The following is an 18,842-nucleotide window of genomic DNA, read 5'->3' as shown; positions in this document are numbered from 1 at the left end:
AACATATTGAGAATATTAAAAGTTTACATCTGGTTGATTTTCAACCACAACTAAATTGGAAGTTGCAATGGATCTCGCCTTTGATCGCCAGCACATCTGGCATCCTTACACATCAACACTAACACCTCTGACCTGCTACCCAGTCACTCAAGCTGAAGGCGTTCACCTTCAATTAGAAGATGGAACTCGGATAATCGACGGGATGTCATCATGGTGGTCCACCATTCATGGCTACAATCACCCACACTTAAACGCTGCAGCTCACGGACAAATCGATAAGATGTCTCATGTTATGTTTGGCGGCATCACCCATGAACCAGCGATCAATTTATGTAAGAAACTGCTAGGTTTGGCACCTAGTAATCTTGAACATGTTTTCTTAGCAGATTCCGGCTCTGTTGCCGTTGAAGTTAGCTTAAAAATGGCATTGCAATACTGGCATGCCAAAGGTCAACCGCGGTCCAAATTTCTGACACTTCGAGATGGTTACCACGGCGATACGTTTGCCGCTATGTCTGTCACTGATCCAGATAACTCCATGCATAGCTTGTACAAAGGCTTCTTACCCGAGCATATATTTGCAAAGTCCCCCCAAACAGGTTACTGGCAAGAGTGGGATCCAAGCGATATCTCTGATTTCGAAGAAAAAATATCGTCTCACCATCAAGATGTCGCCGCAGTTATTTTGGAGCCTATCGTCCAAGGGGCCGGAGGAATGAGGATCTATCATCCAGAGTTCCTTAAACAAGTAAGAGCACTATGTGATAAGTACAATGTGCTACTGATTCTGGACGAAATCGCTACGGGGTTTGGCCGTACTGGTAAGCTATTTGCTTGTGAGCACTCGGAGGTTGAACCTGATATTTTGTGCGTCGGTAAAGCGTTAACTGGCGGGTATATGACTTTGTCTGCCACTTTAGCCTCTAAAGACGTCGCTGATACAGTGTGCGGAGGAGAAGCCGGTTGCTTCATGCATGGCCCAACTTTCATGGCGAACCCATTAGCGTGCGCCGTCGCCACAGCAAGCTTGGAGTTGATAGAAAACGGTGAATGGCAGCAACAAACCCTAGCTATCCAAGAACAGTTTTCTCAGCAACTACCAAGGTTGCTTGAATATAAAAATGTAAAAGATGTACGTTGGCTAGGCGCGATTGGCGTCGTCGAGACCCACTCCCCTGTGAATATGGAAGTCATTCAAGCAAAGTTTGTTGAACAAGGGGTTTGGATTAGACCATTTGGTAAACTCATTTATATGATGCCTCCGTTTATTAGCCAGCCACAACACATAGAAAAACTTGTACTTGCAATTCAAAGCGCATTAGAAAGTAAAGACTGTTTCGCATAAGCCTTTGGTAAATTAGAATAGCGGTTTGAAACCTCAGCTTCAAACCGCTTTATTTCTGTAATCCATTATCTGAGCTGACTATCTTTACTTGCTCTGCGGTTAAACAATGCTTGTCTATGAGAAGCGTGCTCTTGTAACGATTGGCAATCAATGCACAAACGCACACCTTGGATAGCCATACGTCTTGCTTCTGGGATTATGTCCCCACACTCATCACACGTATGCGCACTTGCACCGCGATTAAAGTTGCCTCTCACTCTCGATATTTCATCTTCAATTGTATTTTGAATTTGCTGGCTCACACTATCGTCGCCGGCCCATCCTACAGCCATAAGTCCTCCTCAATGGTCTATTTGAGAAAATCTGTACACGACTATTATTAGAAGCTGCCGTTTAAGCCAATATGTACATAATGCTCACTGCGCCATCATCGTAACCATTATTGGCGAGCCTTTGAGCTTCTAAATCGATGGGTGAATTATATACCTCTTATATAAAATGATAATCAACGTAAAAGCCAAAACACTGTTACACATGCGTAATAATATACTTACCTCAGCACACAAAAAAGCCCAGCTAGATAGCTGGGCTTAGTATTAAATTTTTGGCAATTAGCCGATATGAGTTTCGCCACCCATGTACTTCTGCAGTACGGTTGGAATCGCGATACGACCATCAGCTTCTTGGTTGTTTTCAAGGATAGCAACCATAGTACGGCCAACCGCTAGACCAGAACCATTTAGTGTGTGCACAAGTTCAGGCTTTTTCTCGCCTTTACGACGGAAGCGTGCTTGCATACGACGAGCTTGGAAATCCCACATGTTCGAACAAGATGAAATTTCACGGTAAGTTTCTTGAGCTGGAACCCATACTTCTAAGTCGTAAGTTTTCGCAGCACCGAAGCCCATGTCGCCAGTACAAAGGATAACTTTACGGTAAGGAAGCTCTAGCATTTGTAGAACTTTCTCAGCGTGACCCGTCAGCTCTTCTAGAGCAGCCATTGAATCTTCTGGTTTGGTGATCTGTACAAGCTCAACTTTATCGAACTGGTGCATACGAATCAGACCGCGAGTGTCACGACCGTAAGAGCCAGCTTCAGAACGGAAACATGGAGTATGTGCCGTCATCTTAATTGGCAGATCAGCTTCATCGCTGATGGTATCGCGAACCATGTTCGTGACTGGTACTTCAGCAGTAGGAATCAGTGATAATTTCTTAAGTGGAACATCACTTACTTGCTCAGTTAGAGGGCTAGTATGGAACAAGTCTTCACCGAATTTAGGAAGCTGGCCAGTACCGAATAAGCTGTCAGGGTTCACTAGGTACGGAACATACATTTCTGTATAGCCGTGCTCATCAGTGTGAAGATCCAGCATGAACTGAGCAATTGCACGGTGCAGACGAGCAAATTTGCCTTTCATAACGATAAAACGAGAACCTGAGATCTTAACTGCGCTAGCGAAGTCTAAGCCGCCAGACATTTCACCAAGATCAACGTGATCTTTTACTTCGAAGTCGTAAGTTTTTGGCTCACCCCAACGAGAAATTTCTACGTTCTCATCTTCGTTCTTACCGTTTGGAACAGAATCATCCGGTAAGTTTGGAACTGACAGTGTTACTTCATCTAGTTGAGATTGAAGTTCAGCAAGTGCTTTTTTCGCTTCATCTAGTTCAGAACCTAAGTTACCTACTTCAGCAAGGATACGCTCTGCTTCTTCATGGTCGCCTTTTGCTTTCGCTTGACCAATGGACTTCGAGCGAGAGTTACGTAACGCTTGCAGTTCTTCAGTTTTAATCTGAAGGGACTTACGTTTTTCTTCAAGTTCACGAATTGTCTCTACGTCAAGAGTGAAGCCTCGACGTGCTAATTTTGCTGCTGTTTCATCCAGCTCAGCTCGAAGTAATTTAGAATCCAGCATTGCTAATCCTATGCTTTAGTTATTTGAATATTCAGTAGATTGACCACTGAATTACTACTAAACCGCCAAAAGTGATGGTTATTCAACCAATTTTTGGCAATTTAATCTGAATATATTGACAGAGTAAAGATATCCAAAAAAGGCTAGTTTTCATAGCGCTTTTGTAGGCTTTTTGCGTCTAAATCTGCTAGATAATCTAACTTCTCGCCAATTTTGCTCTCTAAGCCTCGTTTTGATGGAAAATAGTACTGTGTCGAACCCATTTCCGGAGGTAAGTATTTTTCGCCAGCCGCATACGCGCCAGGCTCATCATGCGCATATCGATACTCTTGTCCGTAGCCCATGTCTTTCATCAAACTTGTCGGCGCATTACGCAAGTGAACCGGTACTTCGTATTCTGGTAAGTTATGCGCATCTCTTAACGCTTGTTTCCACGCGGTATACACTGAATTGCTTTTCGGCGCACAAGCCAAATATACGATCGCTTGAGCAATCGCTCGCTCCCCTTCCGCAGGCCCTACTCGAGCAAAACAATCCCATGCGGACAAAGCAACTTGCATTGCTCTTGGGTCAGCATTGCCGATATCTTCAGAAGCTATTGCCAGTAAACGCCGTGCAATATACAAAGGATCACAACCTGCCGCGATCATTCGAGCCGACCAATACAAGGCGGCATCAGGGTTTGAGCCACGAATTGATTTATGTACTGCTGAAATAAGGTCGTACCAAATATCGCCCTTATTATCAAAACGCGCCACTTTTTCTCCCGCAACTTCAGCGAGCAATTTCAACGTAATTTGCTTGGTGCCCTGAATATCATCTTCCGCCATGTCGTACAGAAGCTCTAAATAGTTCAGCGACATTCTCGCGTCACCGTTTACCAGTTCTGCTAAACGATCTAAAACGTTATCTGCGAATTCTGCTTCTACTTGCCCCAAACCACGCTCTTTATCATCAATCGCTTGGCGGATCACACAGGCAATATCCTGTGTATCAAGGGACGTCAACTTATAAACCCTAGCCCGAGAAAGCAGAGCGTTATTTAACTCAAATGAAGGGTTCTCTGTAGTGGCCCCTATAAACGTGACGGTGCCATCTTCTATATGCGGAAGAAAAGCATCTTGCTGACTTTTATTGAATCGATGGACTTCGTCCACAAATAAAATGGTACGACGGCCTGCTTGTTTGTTTTCACGAGCCTTGTCGATAGCAATTCGAATGTCTTTGACACCAGACGTGACCGCTGAGACGCGCTCCACTTCTGCATTAGCATAATTTGCTGCCACTTCCGCTAGAGTCGTCTTACCGGTACCAGGGGGGCCCCATAAGATCATTGAGTGGATATGGCCCGCCTCAAGCGCTCGACGCAAAGGTTTACCGGGCCCTAAAATATGCTGCTGTCCAATATACTGCTCAACCGTTTCTGGCCTCATACGAGCAGCAAGGGGACGAAAATCTTCGTCCCCTGAAAAGTCTAAGCTGTAGTTGCTCACTTATTCTCTCTCAATTTCTTTGGTCGTCGACTTCCACACCGTCTGGAATATCAAACGTAAAACGTTCTGCTTTCGGAGTTTGCAAGCTCACGTTCTTAAATTTAAATTCGCCGATTTGCCCATCTTGCTCGACAACATTAAAACCTTGGATCATCCCTTTTTCATTGATCAAGATCTCGAACTGACCTTGATTTGAATCTTTGGCCGTCGGTAACAATACAAACTTATCGCCTTGCTGAGTTACCGAGTAGTTATCCCAGTCACTTTGCTGGTTGCGAGTTAGCAAGACAAAAGGTGTTTGGGCTGCCGCTTGCTCCTGCCAGTAAATACTTACTTGCTCAATGAAAGGGTTGTAGTACCAAAGACTTTCTCCATCTGAAACCAATAAGTTTTCATCTGGAAATGTACTATTCCAACGAAATAGGCTTGGTCTTGCTATTTCAACGGTACCTTCACCTTCCATCACCACTTCACCATCCGGGCTGGTGACTAACTGATCAAACTGGGCACTAAAACCTTCATTTAATGCAAGACGGTTACTAAGTTCTTCTTTTGGAGTCGCGAAAACAGAAAAACTCATAAACAAAAGTGCCAAATACTTCTTCATTAATATTCCTACTTAATACGATAAGCTCATTTGAGTAATGTTGGACTTATCAAATTTTAACTAGTTCCCAGTGATTACTCTTTCGGAGGCGCTGGGGCTAATACTTCTCGATTACCGTTGTGACCCGGTGCACTCACAATACCTTGAGCTTCGAGTTGTTCGACAATACGTGCAGCTCGGTTATAACCAATTTTGAATCGACGCTGAACACCTGAAACCGACCCTCTTCTAGAGTGCACAACGTGCTCTACCACTTGGTCAAACAACGGATCCATATCTTCATCGCCTTCCATTTTTTCACCAGGAAGTAATGTTTCCGGAGTTTGTTCACCGTTGGTAATTTCATCGATGTAGTTTGGTTTTCCACGCGCTTTCCAGTTATTTACAACCGCGTGTACATCATCATCCGAAGCAAACGCACCATGAACACGAATGGTATGACTTGAACCTGGAGGTAAGTACAACATATCACCCATACCTAACAAAGACTCCGCACCACCTTGATCGAGAATAGTGCGCGAGTCTGTTTTGGTTGAAACTGTAAATGCCACACGAGTTGGAATATTCGCTTTAATCAAACCAGTGATAACGTCTACTGAAGGGCGCTGAGTAGCAAGGATCAAGTGAATACCTGCTGCACGTGCTTTTTGCGCGAGTCGTGCAATCAACTCTTCTACTTTCTTACCTACAACCATGATCAAATCAGCAAATTCATCAACGATCACAACAATGTAAGGCAAGTTTTCTAACAAAGGTGCTTCGGCATCCATACTATCCCCTTCTTTCCAAAGAGGATCGTGAATTGGGTGCCCCGCTTCTGCGGCCATTTTCAGTTTATCGTTATAACCTTTGATATTACGTACACCAAGTGCAGACATCAGCTTGTAACGACGTTCCATTTCTCCGACACACCAACGCAACGCATTCGAGGCATCTTTCATATCTGTTACAACTTCAGAAAGCAGGTGTGGGATGCCCTCATAAACTGATAGTTCAAGCATCTTAGGGTCAATCATGATGAAGCGAACTTCTTCTGGAGAGGCTTTGTAAAGCATACTCAGAATCATAACGTTCACGCCAACCGACTTACCAGAACCAGTAGTACCAGCAACAAGTACGTGCGGCATTTTCGCCAGATCGGCAATAACTGCTTCGCCCGCGATATCTTGACCTAACACTACCGTTGTTGGTGAAGTCGCATCTTGGAATTGAGGACTACCAACTACATCAGAGAAAAATACCGTTTGGCGGCTCATATTTGGCAATTCGAGGCCAACATATGGCTTACCCGGAATAACTTCCACAACACGTACAGCCATTGCTGACAATGAACGTGCTAAGTCCATTGAAAGACCAGATATACGACTTACTTTTACGCCCGGGGCTAAATCTAGTTCAAAACGAGTAATCACAGGCCCAGGGAAGATATCGACCACTTCAGCCTTAATTTTGTAGTCCGCCAATTTTGACTCAACTAAGCGAGCGATATCTTCCAATGCTTCACGGTCGATGAAGGTTTCACGCTTTTCCGGGTGGAACAGTAGTTCAAGTGTTGGTAGAGGCTCCGTAGGTTTAGGCAAATTAGGTTCATTTTGCATCAAGAACGGGTTTTGCGTTGCCGCCATATTCGCTTGAGCTTCAGACACTAAGCTTTGGAAAGCTGCCACATCATCATCGGCGTGTTGGTTTTCCTGCTCTATTGATTCCGAAGTAACTTCTTCCCATGGTAAATCTATTGGGGTTTGTTCGTCAGGTACGTTTGACACTGGGGTAGTCTCCTCAACGGACACCCCAAGATGCTCATCAACAGCCTCGTTAACAAGCTCTTGCGTTTCTTGACTCGGCAGTTCTGCAACGTCAATTGAAGATATAATAGGCTCTACTTGCTGAGTCGTGGATCCACTGTCACTGATAATCTGCTCAAGTCCGCTATCAGAGATAGTTGGTTGCGTGAAGTCGTCTTCAACGATGAATTGTTCATCTGTACTTTCTGTGTATTGAACTTCATCTATACGTTGCTCAATAGCGGGCTCTAACTCTTCAGCAACGTCCGGAACTGAAGGTAGCTCTGGCTCGAAAGTTGGTTTTACAGATTCTTCTTCAATGTATTGCTGATATAGTTCTGCCGACTCTGCATTATCTTGTTCTGCCAGATCGTTGTCATAGATAGCGGCATGTTCAAGTTCTTCAATTGTTGCATTCAACTGCTTAGAACGTTCAATTACAGGTTCGTCATCTTCAACCGAAATAGACGGAACTGGTGTCGGTTCTGGCATATGGATATTGTAATGACGAGTCTTAGGTTTCTCAGGCACTACGCTAGGCGCTACAATTTCAGGTTCCGGCTCTACGAGCGGCTCAGCGACGAATTCGACAGTGTCTTGAATTTCATTTTCAGCAGCGTCTGGAGACGAGTAATTCAACTCTGGCTCTTCAATATCTTTTAATTGAGGCTCTAAGACTTCTTTGTCTTCACCTCGAACTCTATTCAATAGCAGTGTGAATAAACGTATGGCGGCTTCACCAAGCCACTCAACCATACTTAACCAAGAAATACCGGTTAACAGTGTAAAGCCAGCTCCCCATAAAAATAGCAGAACAAGCGTGCTACCTAGGATATTTAATGTCGGTAAGGCTAGACTAGTAATCACGTCGCCAACGACACCACCAGACGAGAAGTACCAGATATCGTCAAAGTTGATATCAGCTAAACCGCAGCTGGTTAAAATCAAGATAATGAGGCCAAGCAACCTAGTGCCCCACAACATGAAATCAAGTGGCTCATTTTCATCGCGCTTACGGAATAGCACCCACGCCGCTATCGTGACTAAAATTGGCAATGGGTACGCTAAAGAGCCAAATGTAAAAAACAGGGTGTCTGCTAGCCATGCCCCTATATGGCCACCAGCATTTTGTATTTCTCCACCCCACGAGGTTTGCGACCAAGACGGGTCTGCAGGGCTGAAGGTAAATAAGGCGATTGCAAGTAATATAGAAGACAGAACGCCGAGGATAAGGCAGCACTCTTTTAAACGTTGAACGCCATTCAAACGAGAAGACTGAGGCTCTTCACTCGTTTTAATGATCGTTTCCACTTTGTTATTGCTCTCTTTGAACATAAATCAACTTATAATTCTAATCTGTAAAAACATGTCGAGCGGCATAAAGCCGCTCGTTCAATCAAGGCACTACTGTTGATTTAACCATATCAAACTGAAAAACCCAATTCCAGAAAGCAAGAAAGCGGAAACTAAGTCCGCTTTCTTTTACTAATCAATTGAGATTAACGAGTTTTAATCACCAGCTGATTGGTCTGTTTCACTTCTTCCATAACTACGTATGTACGAGTGTCGTTCACACCAGGTAAACGCAGTAGCGTGTCACCAAGCAGTTTACGATACGCACCCATATCAGATACGCGTGTTTTAAGAAGATAATCGAAGTCACCCGACACTAGATGACACTCTTGGATATCGTCTAGCTTTTGTACCGCAGTGTTAAATTGTTCAAATACATCTGGAGCCCCACGGTTCAGCGTTATTTCAACAAACACTAATAGAGATGCATCTAGGTACTGAGGGTTCAGCAATGCTGTATAACCCGTGATGTAACCTTGACGCTCCAAACGACGAACACGTTCCAAACATGGTGTAGGTGATAAACCTACGCGTTTTGAAAGCTCGACGTTCGAAATACGACCGTCTTTTTGCAACTCGTTTAGAATGTTGCGGTCAATACGATCTAGTTCCTTGGACGGCTTCTTATAGTTCTCTGCCATTTTTTATTCCACCTTATTACTTCCTTGCAAAAAAATATACTACAACTTTTTAATATTCAGTATCAAATTTTTTAAAAACGTATCTATACTAGATATTAATTCGACAGAATTACCCTACACATAGATAATACAACCAAAATAAATTAAGGAGTCAGGATGATCATTGGCGTACCTAAGGAAATCAAGAACCACGAATATCGTGTTGGTATGATCCCAGCTAGCGTGAGAGAGCTAATCTCACAAGGTCACCAAGTTTTTGTAGAAACCACTGCCGGTAGCGGCATCGGTTTTTCAGACGATGATTACATCGCTGTAGGCGCATCCATTCTTCCTACTGCTGCTGACGTTTTCGCGAAAGCAGAAATGATTGTAAAGGTTAAAGAACCTCAAGCTGTCGAGCGAGCTATGCTTCGTGAAGGACAAATATTATTTACTTATTTGCACCTAGCACCAGATTTTCCACAAACTGAAGAGCTAATCAAGAGCAAAGCTGTCTGTGTAGCCTACGAGACTGTAACAGATAATATGGGTCGCTTGCCACTACTTGCGCCAATGTCTGAAGTAGCAGGACGTATGTCTATTCAAGCAGGTGCACAAACTCTAGAGAAATCTCACGGTGGTCGTGGTCTTCTTTTAGGTGGTGTTCCAGGCGTTGAGCCAGCTAAAGTAGTAGTTGTTGGTGGCGGTGTTGTAGGTGCTAACGCGGCTCGTATGGCTGTTGGCCTACGTGCAGACGTTACAATCCTAGATCGTAACGTTGATACACTTCGTCGTTTGGATGAAGAATTCCAAGGTCGCGCAAAAGTGGTTTATTCTACGGAAGACGCTATTGAGAAGCATGTTCTAGAAGCAGACCTAGTGATTGGTGCAGTACTAATCCCTGGTGCAGCAGCGCCTAAACTGGTTACAAAAGAGCACATTGCTAAGATGAAACCAGGCGCAGCCGTTGTTGACGTTGCAATCGACCAAGGTGGTTGTTTCGAGACATCTCACGCAACAACGCACGCAGATCCAACTTACATTGTTGATGATGTTGTTCACTACTGTGTTGCTAACATGCCAGGTGCTGTTGCTCGTACTTCTACTTTCGCACTAAACAATGCAACACTTCCTTACATTGTTAAGCTAGCGAACAAAGGTTACCGTGAAGCACTTCTAGAAGACAAAGGCTTCCTAGAAGGTCTAAACGTTATCCACGGTAAAGTAACTTGTAAAGAAGTTGCTGAAAGCTTCGACCTAGAATACGTAGATCCTGCTGAAGCAATCGCAATGTTCAACTAAGAACTACGATTAAGTTTCAAAAAAGAGCCAGCATGTTTGCTGGCTCTTTTTATTTGTGGGCATGAATCAAAATATTTCTGGGGGTCACTCGTTTCTCGCAAAACTCGGAGATCGAGACTTGGTACCCCTGCTCTTGTAAGTACATCGCTTTATCCAAGGCCAACCAGATTTCCAACGGCCTTCTAAAAACCTGTTGAATCAAACTGAATTTTTCCATCTTCCAAAACATCACCTCTCCCAGTTGTTGATATTGCTCGAATTCAACTTTCGGAAGCTCAAGCGATTTTTGCGCGGCCGCCCACTCACAGAATGCTTGAAATCCATCGTCAAGCAGAGACTTCTTAATACTCGGTACTGGCATGTATTCTTCAAAGCCTAATTCAGCTTTTAACAAGGCGCTAAACCCTAAACGGAAGGTCATCTCTAGTTGGCGATGACGCTTCACTCTCTCACCACCGGTCACCGTTTCCTGTAGGGGCACCCTTAAGTCTGCTTTGCTTAAAACTAATTGTGATTGCTGAGCAAGTAATGACAAAGCTTGATAGCTTTCGTCTTGAATGAGGTGATAACAACATGGCGATATTGTGACCGCCGGAAGTTGATGAGCAACACTGTTTTGCAGTAACTTCACGTGAAGATCACCACAGGCGTGTAATGCGACTGCATGTTGATTCGAATTAAACACGAGTTCGCTACTTGGAGAGAATGCATCACCTTGGACGAACTGCATGTTCAAACGTTGGGCATCCGCTACCTCTTGCCCACTCTCACACAAGCTTTGCTGCCATTCAAAACTTGTCACTTTCTGCTCAGATTGCTGTGCGAGTATGCGACCTAAAAAACCCTTTCCTGAGCACCACTCTAACCACTCATTTCCATAATGATCAGACAGAGCACTTTCTCCCATAGCCAGGATTTGTTCTAACTTGCGTCCTGGCACGCCAACACTAGTGTTTCTTGAGAGTGTTAGGCCACTAAGATTTTCCCTTGGTAAGGTAATCATCGTTGTCATTTCATTCAACTCTGGGAAAAAACGCGATAGGCACGTCACTAAGCGGTCAGATTGCGCCTTTAGGTCGGTAATATCTTGATGGCTTAGTTCATCTAGCCACTGCATTAATGGAGGAGAAGTATTTTGCCACGAGACGGATTCTTCCTGACAAAGAAAGAAAGGATCTTGCCTCCAAAATTCTTGGTAAGACAATAGAAAAGAGTCAATGGCTAGAAAATTGGTTTGCATGCTTCCCCCTAAAACGAGGATTGTAGGGGGAAGATTTCACAATAGAAAGTAAAGAAAAGAGAAATATCAGATTTAACGCACTGGTAATTCGATATCTTTAAACATTTCCTCTATTTCTTCATTAGATTTCAATGAAATAGCTTGCTCTACCACTGGTTTTGTCAGATGTGGTGCAAATCTTTCCATGAAATCGAACATGTATGAACGTAGGAACGTACCACGACGGAAGCCAATACTTGTCGTGCTTGCACCAAACAGATGGCTCGCATCAATTGCGACCAAATCTGTATCTTGTTCTTGGTCAATCGCCATACTCGCAATTACCCCAACACCAATCCCCATGCGAACGTACGTTTTAATCACATCTGCATCAGTCGCCGTGAAGACAACACGAGGAGTTAAGCCAACTTTATTGAAGGCAGTATCTAGCTCTGAACGACCAGTAAACCCGAAAACATACGTCACAAGTGAATACGCCGCTAGATCTTCGATTGTCACATGAGATTTTTGCGCCAATGGGTGGTCTTTTGTCACAACAATCGAACGATTCCAGTGGTAACAAGGCAGCATGATCGCATCTTGATATAAATGTAGAGCTTCTGTCGCGATAGCGAAATTTGCCGTTCCTTTGGCAACCGCTTCAGACATTTGGCTCGGCGTACCTTGGTGCATGTGCAGAGACACTTTCGGGTATCGAGCAGTAAAACCTTTGATCACGTCTGGTAGTGCGTAACGAGCTTGAGTGTGCGTGGTAGAAATATTAAGTGTGCCCATTTCAGGGTGAGTGTGCTCCCCAGCTACCGCTTTGATACTTTCAACGCGAGCAAGTATTTCTTGAGAAATACGGATAATATCTTCGCCCGCTTGGGTCACTTGTGTGAGGTGCTTACCGCTGCGCTCAAAAATTTGAATCCCTAATTCATCTTCCAACAAACGAACTTGCTTACTGATACCCGGTTGAGAGGTATATAAGCTTTCTGCTGTAGCTGAAACATTCAGGTTATGATTAACGACTTCAACAATGTACTTCAGTTGTTGTAACTTCATTTTTAACCTCGTAATCCTTTACTTTTTCAGTGCAACGGCAACAAAAAATGAGCACTGGCTGTATATGTAATATAATTATTAGTTATAACGCCTAATATAATAAAATGACAGAGAAATCGTCGTATAAAGAAGCTATCGGCCAAAAGTTATTCGACCCTAGCCTGACATTTTGCAACCTATACCTCATTATTAGGGAATAGTTGAATTTTTTGATTATCAAAAGGCTATAGAGAGTGAATAATCATTAATTGCATTTTCTTGGTGCAGACTAGTGACCGGATCATGTATCCTTTACCGTAGCTACGACATACATAAAGCAGACATAAATATATGAATATTGGTTTAATCATCGCCTTGGTAGCGGTTCTACTGGTGTTAGTCTTGGGCTACAACATCATGCTTCAATACAAAGTTAAAGTAGAGACTGCTAAGAAGCAGGAGTCTACTCGCTACCTAACCACTATCGATGCTACCGAAGATTTGATCGGTAACGCGCACCACATGCCTTTCAGTCAAGATTTATTAGTGTGCTTGAACACTCGTATTCTCGATGCGCTTGAGAACATGTATCAGTTAGATCCCAAAAACAAACAGCTTGCTCAGCGAATTGAAAGTGTAAAACAGCAAATCACTCAACTAAAAGACAACTACCAAGGTGGTGAAAGCACGACCTTCAAAGTACCTAGCAGTGATAAACAAGCGATTATGATGCTTAAGCTAGTGAAAAAGCTGCGTGATACAATTCGCAATGAACATAATAAAGGCCGATTCGAGACCCAAGCTTACGTAGCAGAAAATGCGCGTCTTGAAACCATTCAAATTCGTATCAACATCGAAAACGTTATTAAGCGAGCTAACGACTCCATTGCACGTGGCCAACCAGGCACTGCAATCCAGTTATTACGTAAGGGGATTGACGCCTTAAGTTCTAAGAATGACGCTTACTCAAATCAAGCACGTGAGAAGCTTCAATCGATGCTTAATGATCTTGATCAGAAACGCCAAGACAAAAATGCGGAAGAATTACAGCAAATTGAGTCCAAAGAACGTGACGATGACATGGACGCACTATTCGGACAGAAGAAAAAATGGTAATTTTCGCCTAATTCTCCAAATTCCTAATTCAAGGTCACCGATGGTGACCTTTTTTATGCGGTAAAGAACATGATTGATAACGAGACCATGCAGGACCTTCTTGCACCAATTAATAGTTTCTTGCAGTGTGAAACTCCAGATGAGTGGATCAATGAAGCCAAGAAGCCTGAGAACTTAAAAACCATCTTACTTGATCACTTGCTGTGTGAATTGAAAGCTGGTCAATCTGCGATGTACTTGATCCGTAAATACGCTGTCGACAAAGAAAGCGCAAATACCTTGCTTGAATGGTTTAAACCTTATGAAGATTTTGCATACCGCAAGGTTGGCTCTCTAGAAACTCTCAAAGGCAAAAACAGCATCTCGAAAGCCATCATGGCGAAGTCCGGCGCTCCATACAGCCAAGAGCTGATCGATAAAATGGTGCTGTTAATCAAAGAAGAACTCCATCACTTCTATCAAGTGCTGGAAATCATGGACAGCCGCGATATTCCTTACGAGAACATTACCGCAAGCCGATACGCGAAAGGATTACTGTCACACGTTAAGACTCATGAGCCCCAAACCTTGGTGGATAAGCTAATCATTGGTGCCTACATTGAAGCTCGTTCATGTGAGCGTTTTGCCAAACTGGCTCCGCACCTAGATGAAGACATCACTAAATTTTATATTTCTTTGCTGCGTTCAGAAGCTCGACACTATCAAGACTACTTGAGCCTCGCTCAGCAAATTACCGACAAAGATATTAGCGAGCGCGTTGCCTATTTTGGAAAAGTAGAAGCAGAGTTAATCTCTTCAACTGACACTGATTTTAAATTTCATAGTGGTGTGCCATCTTTATAATACTGAGTGGTTAATATTCGCTTATAAAAACAAAGCCCTATCGTTTGATAGGGCTTTTTTATAACTATATGATTCTATGCCTATTAGTGAATGTTATACGCGTTCGGAATACGTTCTAATAACTCATAGTATTTACCCGCCACAGCGCTAATATCACCTTCTAAGTAAGCCGATAATAGTTCAACATCTGACAACCACAATTGTTTGTCTTCATCTGAAGCAGCTACGTAACCTGCGTAAACATTATCTACTGCAAACATCATCGATGTACCAAAATCATTGTAAGTCAGAAGGAACGAATCATAGTAAGCGGCATAAGCATCATCGACTAAATGGGCTTTTCCATCATTGTAAGTCAGCGTATTTGCTGCTTGGTCAAACACCAAATCACCAGAAGCAATATTAGCATTCACAAAGTTATTGAATGACTCACCAATGGTTGCGACATTCGCGACAATATCGGCATCTATGTTGGTCTTCATTGCGTTCACCATTGGGGCATCTAGTAACAACACCGCATCGTGGAATGCCGGTATGATTTCCGTACGGAAGCCACCCCACGCCGATAAAATTGCTTGTTGCGTGGTAGTTAAGTCAGCTCTTGCATAACTATCAAAGTAAAGTTTCAAGTCGTAACCTTCTGATGTCACTAATTGCGTTGCATATTTATATGCCAGCGTATTTGCATCTGTTGCGACATAGCTTTGACCATCTACAACAAAGTTCAGTTTTTTGCCTGCAATCAAACCATAATGGTCTTGCTGCTTAGTTAAAGAATCAAACTGCGTTTTACCTCGACTTGATACTTTGTAATCATTTGAGCGCATTTCACGTAGACCTGCTTTCAAAATAACATCTGAAATACGATCACGGCTCTCATCTGATATGCCTAGGAAGCTTTCGATACCTCTTGGCATTTGGTTCAGTGATTCCATCTGTACTGTTTTGTGCAAGTTCACCGTTACACCATTTAAAGCGGAAAATTCATTGCCTTCTTCATCGACCAGTTTTATAGGTGTGGTCAATGGTTCTTCTGCCAGAAGGTTAGCAATAATTTCATCGTAACCAGCTTTAACACCAGGGAGATCTAACAATGAAGCAAAACTCACTTCGTCTGTATAACGACCTGAATCTCGACGCGCTAAGAAATGGCTCGCAATCACTTTATCCGGCCAATGCCCAAACACAGCTATAGCATTGCTATAAGGAACGTCAGGATCAAAGCTACCAATCGAATTCAAGAACCTACCATTGGCTGTTTCAGCTACAGCAGTATAGCCTGACTCAACGTATTCAATAGCATCTGCGGCAACATTGTCGAAGCAGTTAGCTTCAACGATGTCGTAATCGGCAGGAATCGAGAAACTAAATCGATTTAGAGTATCTCCAAGTGAAACCACTTTCTGTTCACCTGTCCCATTTTGAATAACACATTGATGTTCAGGAGTCCTCAAAACATCTAAGAAGAACGCTGCCGACAGTTTGGCACCATTGGCATAATCACAGAACCAACGGCTAGTATCATCGCCCTCGCGGCAATAGGTTTCGTTGTTTGCCAAAGATAATAACAAATCACCTGGCTTACCTTGCCCACCAGTGAAGACGTTATCAATTCTTTCAAGGTCTTCTATCTTATCTCGGATTCCACTCATTTCACTGAAACGCCTAACGATGTAGCTAGGGTAGTCAGATAAATACATACCATGCGGTGTGTATTCCGCGGCATTACGGCGATCAAAACTATCTAAATAGTTTTGCCATTTATATTGCACGATCTCCTCTAAGTTAGTCCCTTCATCAAAACGGTTACAGTCACTGTTGAGAGATACGTTTCCGTCCGTACAGAAAGCGTAACTCTTACGCTGAATAGACTCTAATTGTGCAAAGTTCTCTAAGTAATACAATGCACCATAACGAGTCTTCGCATACTCTGAGTTGTTACGAGCCGCTTCATCAAATTTTGAGAAATCACAATTGTACAAAGACTGACCTGTTTCATTGCCAGCGTCATCCTTTAACGTCTCTACTTCGGTACACGTCATTAATGCATCACTATCTGCACCAAACTTGCCTGCAAACGAACCTAGATAGTCTTGGTATGCTTGATAATCTGCTAATTGCTCAGCGGAAGGGTTCTCTGGCAACGTCACAGGATCCACAGGGTTACCTGATGAATCTTGGACCGTCTCAACAATACGACCATAAGCAAATTTAAATGCAGCAATATCATACAAACCCCATGTTGGAGTCTCATCTAACATACTAGGTGCGTAGTCCATTGTTGAACTGTACGCAGGAATGTTTTGTAAGCCTAATGCTCTGGCTTGTTCAAGCGTGTAATAATTGTCCTTGTCATTGGAGCCTTTAAAGTTATGGCGTAAGCCAACGTTGTGACCGATTTCATGAACTAGCGTGTTACTGTAAGTCGCAACAGTAATCGCATCAGCGACTTCTCGCTGCACCTCTGCTGGAAGGTGCTTCCAACGAAGCAACTCGCCATCACTGTTGAAGTAACGATCGTCATCTTTAAAAGACAGAGTTTCCAATGATGCCTTACTAGTCGAAGACACCCACGAGGCTTCAATCGGATAGGCATTATTCTCAGCCCAGAACGATAATCGATTGTCTTCCGCTTCAACAATGTCACTTAAGTCCATCTCATCGTTTACGTTCGATGTTAATAATGTCGGCCTAGCTTTGTAATTTCGATCTTGAATTGAGTCATCAATATAGCTTGGAGCCGTCACATCAGAATCTTGAAGATTACTAATCGCATTCATAACTGACAGTTCAGCCAGGCGAGCCGTCACTTCTTGAGTCGTACTTTGATCATTATCTTGGGTTGCATTAGTGGAAACTGCCTCTGCCGGGAGCCCATCCATATCTAACTGATTTCGATTATAAAAACGAACCAAGTTATCCCAATAGAATGGTACTCCTGTACGAGCTACACCGGAATATTGATTCACATGAGCCTTGATGATTTCTCCGGTTACAGGGTTTCCTACTGATGGTCCATAACCAAGAAGACCGTTGGCTAATGGTTCATCGACGAGGTTTATCACGTTATAACGTAAGTCACCTGGGTGGATACCAGCAGGCTCAGCTTGGTTCACAATTTCAATGTGTGGCTTACCTGAATCCGCGCCAAACAATTCGAGCGCTTTATTCATTTTGTCGATAGTTTCGATCGTTGAATCTAAAAACAGCTTATTTTTATCTTCAAAAAAGTTGTCCGATAAATAGTACTTAATACTTTCCAAATTCGGATTAAAACGATTTAGATAAACTACATCACGGTCGTACTTGTTGGTGATTGGATTTAGCTTTTTGCTAGCCGTAGTAAAGTAACCGATATCATTTTCATCTCCTACCGGGTACAAGATTGGCTCATAGTCTTTTGATGCCACGATGCTTTCGTGCACAAGTGAATAATGGAAACGAGATTTAAACGCACCGTCAGAAAGAGCGTCTTCAATACCTGCTTTCGTATTGAAATTAATGTAGTTAGAGATCTTAGCTAAATCAACACGGAACGTTCTTTCTAATTCGAAGTTTAGAACTCCTGCTTTAGGGTCAAAATCCCATGACACAAGCTCTACGTTTACTTCATCTAAACCATCAGTTAATCCGTAAAGCTCTTCATAGTTAAATTCTACGACATCTAATTCGGTTGGATCAGGGGTAAAGTGCGTATTAGAACGGTAACCTAAACTCGCATCTTTGTTCACTTCTTCTTTATTCGTACAATCGCCATACGAATCTTCAGCACAACGGTAAGCAGCAAAATCACCAGGAATAGTTAAAACATGAGCAAAGTTAGATATGTCATCCGAACCTACCATGTCTTGCTCTAAACAATATCCGTTAGAGTCTTTGGGAATATTAAAGTCTGGGTTGTTTCGATCAAAATGTCGGACATCGAGACCAGTTTCAGTAAAGCAAAGCTCTACATATCGTCCCATGCCTTGAAGAAAAGGAAACTGATTCAACGCAAACCGCGGAGCCGCGCCAGTCGTAGGGACATAAAACCACCTACCATCGACTTTCAAATCTTTTACTGCGAATTCCTTCGCATCACGTTCTACTGTTTCATATTGTTGGTCGTCTGCACCACAGCCGGCTAATATGCCGCCTATCGCAGAGGCTAATGCTATCTTTTTAAAATTCATGTCGTGTTCCTTGTTATATTTT

13 protein-coding genes are annotated in these 18,842 nt (G+C 43.1%); 4 read left to right on the top strand and 9 right to left on the bottom strand.

Annotated elements, in window-relative coordinates:
* Nucleotides 1-67: 67 nt before the first annotated feature.
* The gene (gene bioA / locus ELZ11_RS02945; RefSeq protein ID WP_137355870.1) at nt 68-1,345 is read left to right on the top strand and encodes an adenosylmethionine--8-amino-7-oxononanoate transaminase; all 1,278 of its coding nucleotides are present in this window, start codon (nt 68-70) and stop codon (nt 1,343-1,345) included.
* Nucleotides 1,346-1,410: 65 nt separating this feature from the next.
* Here the strand turns inward: bioA and ELZ11_RS02940 are convergent, their stop codons facing one another.
* From ELZ11_RS02940 to lrp, 6 genes are all read right to left on the bottom strand, one after another.
* Nucleotides 1,411-1,677, bottom strand: coding sequence for a DksA/TraR family C4-type zinc finger protein (locus ELZ11_RS02940; protein WP_137355869.1), 267 nt, complete (start codon nt 1,675-1,677; stop codon nt 1,411-1,413).
* Nucleotides 1,678-1,956: 279 nt separating this feature from the next.
* The gene (gene serS, locus ELZ11_RS02935) at nt 1,957-3,264 is read right to left on the bottom strand and encodes a serine--tRNA ligase (protein ID WP_137355868.1); all 1,308 of its coding nucleotides are present in this window, start codon (nt 3,262-3,264) and stop codon (nt 1,957-1,959) included.
* A 143-nt stretch (nt 3,265-3,407) separates the two neighbouring features.
* Nucleotides 3,408-4,757, bottom strand: a complete 1,350-nt coding sequence (locus tag ELZ11_RS02930; protein WP_137355867.1) for a replication-associated recombination protein A — start codon at nt 4,755-4,757, stop codon at nt 3,408-3,410.
* A gap of 10 nt (nt 4,758-4,767) precedes the next feature.
* Nucleotides 4,768-5,364, bottom strand: coding sequence for an outer membrane lipoprotein periplasmic chaperone LolA (gene lolA, locus ELZ11_RS02925; protein ID WP_137355866.1), 597 nt, complete (start codon nt 5,362-5,364; stop codon nt 4,768-4,770).
* A 74-nt stretch (nt 5,365-5,438) separates the two neighbouring features.
* On the bottom strand, nt 5,439-8,483 hold the full coding sequence (locus ELZ11_RS02920) for a DNA translocase FtsK 4TM domain-containing protein (RefSeq protein WP_137355865.1): 3,045 nt from the start codon (nt 8,481-8,483) through the stop codon (nt 5,439-5,441).
* A gap of 164 nt (nt 8,484-8,647) precedes the next feature.
* Nucleotides 8,648-9,142: a leucine-responsive transcriptional regulator Lrp gene (gene lrp / locus ELZ11_RS02915; RefSeq protein WP_137355864.1), complete on the bottom strand. Its 495-nt coding sequence runs from the start codon at nt 9,140-9,142 to the stop codon at nt 8,648-8,650.
* Between the two features lie 156 nt (nt 9,143-9,298).
* Between lrp and ald the strand changes: the two genes are divergently transcribed.
* Complete coding sequence (gene ald, locus ELZ11_RS02910) at nt 9,299-10,423, top strand: alanine dehydrogenase (RefSeq protein WP_137355863.1); 1,125 nt, start codon at nt 9,299-9,301, stop codon at nt 10,421-10,423.
* 49 nt (nt 10,424-10,472) lie between these two features.
* On the opposite strand, the gene ELZ11_RS02905 is transcribed toward ald, so the two are convergent.
* On the bottom strand, nt 10,473-11,663 hold the full coding sequence (locus ELZ11_RS02905; protein ID WP_137355862.1) for a methyltransferase: 1,191 nt from the start codon (nt 11,661-11,663) through the stop codon (nt 10,473-10,475).
* A 72-nt stretch (nt 11,664-11,735) separates the two neighbouring features.
* Complete coding sequence (gene cysB / locus ELZ11_RS02900) at nt 11,736-12,710, bottom strand: HTH-type transcriptional regulator CysB (RefSeq protein WP_137355861.1); 975 nt, start codon at nt 12,708-12,710, stop codon at nt 11,736-11,738.
* Between the two features lie 330 nt (nt 12,711-13,040).
* On the opposite strand from cysB, the gene ELZ11_RS02895 reads away from it, so the two are divergent.
* Together ELZ11_RS02895 and miaE are read left to right on the top strand one after the other, a co-directional pair.
* Complete coding sequence (locus tag ELZ11_RS02895) at nt 13,041-13,805, top strand: DNA repair protein (RefSeq protein ID WP_137355860.1); 765 nt, start codon at nt 13,041-13,043, stop codon at nt 13,803-13,805.
* A gap of 69 nt (nt 13,806-13,874) precedes the next feature.
* A complete protein-coding gene (gene miaE, locus ELZ11_RS02890; protein WP_137355859.1) occupies nt 13,875-14,648 on the top strand; it encodes a tRNA isopentenyl-2-thiomethyl-A-37 hydroxylase MiaE in 774 nt (257 codons plus the stop codon).
* An 83-nt stretch (nt 14,649-14,731) separates the two neighbouring features.
* On the opposite strand, the gene ELZ11_RS02885 is transcribed toward miaE, so the two are convergent.
* Nucleotides 14,732-18,820 (bottom strand): zinc-dependent metalloprotease, encoded by a 4,089-nt coding sequence (locus ELZ11_RS02885; RefSeq protein WP_137355858.1) that lies wholly within the window; start codon nt 18,818-18,820, stop codon nt 14,732-14,734.
* Nucleotides 18,821-18,842: the final 22 nt, after the last annotated feature.

It is taken from the genome of Vibrio profundi (assembly GCF_005281835.1).
Taxonomy (GTDB): Bacteria; Pseudomonadota; Gammaproteobacteria; order Enterobacterales; family Vibrionaceae; genus Vibrio; species Vibrio profundi.
This window is presented reverse-complemented; position numbering and strand designations above follow the sequence as displayed.

Excerpts from the sequence above, each read along its gene's own strand:
- cysB (WP_137355861.1), bottom strand. The coding sequence starts at position 12,710 with ATGAAGTTACAACAACTGAAGTACATTGTTGAAGTCGTTAATCATAAC.
- bioA (WP_137355870.1), top strand. The coding sequence starts at position 68 with ATGGATCTCGCCTTTGATCGCCAGCACATCTGGCATCCTTACACATCA.
- ald (WP_137355863.1), top strand. The coding sequence starts at position 9,299 with ATGATCATTGGCGTACCTAAGGAAATCAAGAACCACGAATATCGTGTT.
- ELZ11_RS02940 (WP_137355869.1), bottom strand. The coding sequence starts at position 1,677 with ATGGCTGTAGGATGGGCCGGCGACGATAGTGTGAGCCAGCAAATTCAA.
- ELZ11_RS02905 (WP_137355862.1), bottom strand. The coding sequence starts at position 11,663 with ATGCAAACCAATTTTCTAGCCATTGACTCTTTTCTATTGTCTTACCAA.
- ELZ11_RS02920 (WP_137355865.1), bottom strand. The coding sequence starts at position 8,483 with ATGTTCAAAGAGAGCAATAACAAAGTGGAAACGATCATTAAAACGAGT.
- ELZ11_RS02885 (WP_137355858.1), bottom strand. The coding sequence starts at position 18,820 with ATGAATTTTAAAAAGATAGCATTAGCCTCTGCGATAGGCGGCATATTA.
- miaE (WP_137355859.1), top strand. The coding sequence starts at position 13,875 with ATGATTGATAACGAGACCATGCAGGACCTTCTTGCACCAATTAATAGT.
- ELZ11_RS02895 (WP_137355860.1), top strand. The coding sequence starts at position 13,041 with ATGAATATTGGTTTAATCATCGCCTTGGTAGCGGTTCTACTGGTGTTA.
- lrp (WP_137355864.1), bottom strand. The coding sequence starts at position 9,142 with ATGGCAGAGAACTATAAGAAGCCGTCCAAGGAACTAGATCGTATTGAC.
- lolA (WP_137355866.1), bottom strand. The coding sequence starts at position 5,364 with ATGAAGAAGTATTTGGCACTTTTGTTTATGAGTTTTTCTGTTTTCGCG.
- serS (WP_137355868.1), bottom strand. The coding sequence starts at position 3,264 with ATGCTGGATTCTAAATTACTTCGAGCTGAGCTGGATGAAACAGCAGCA.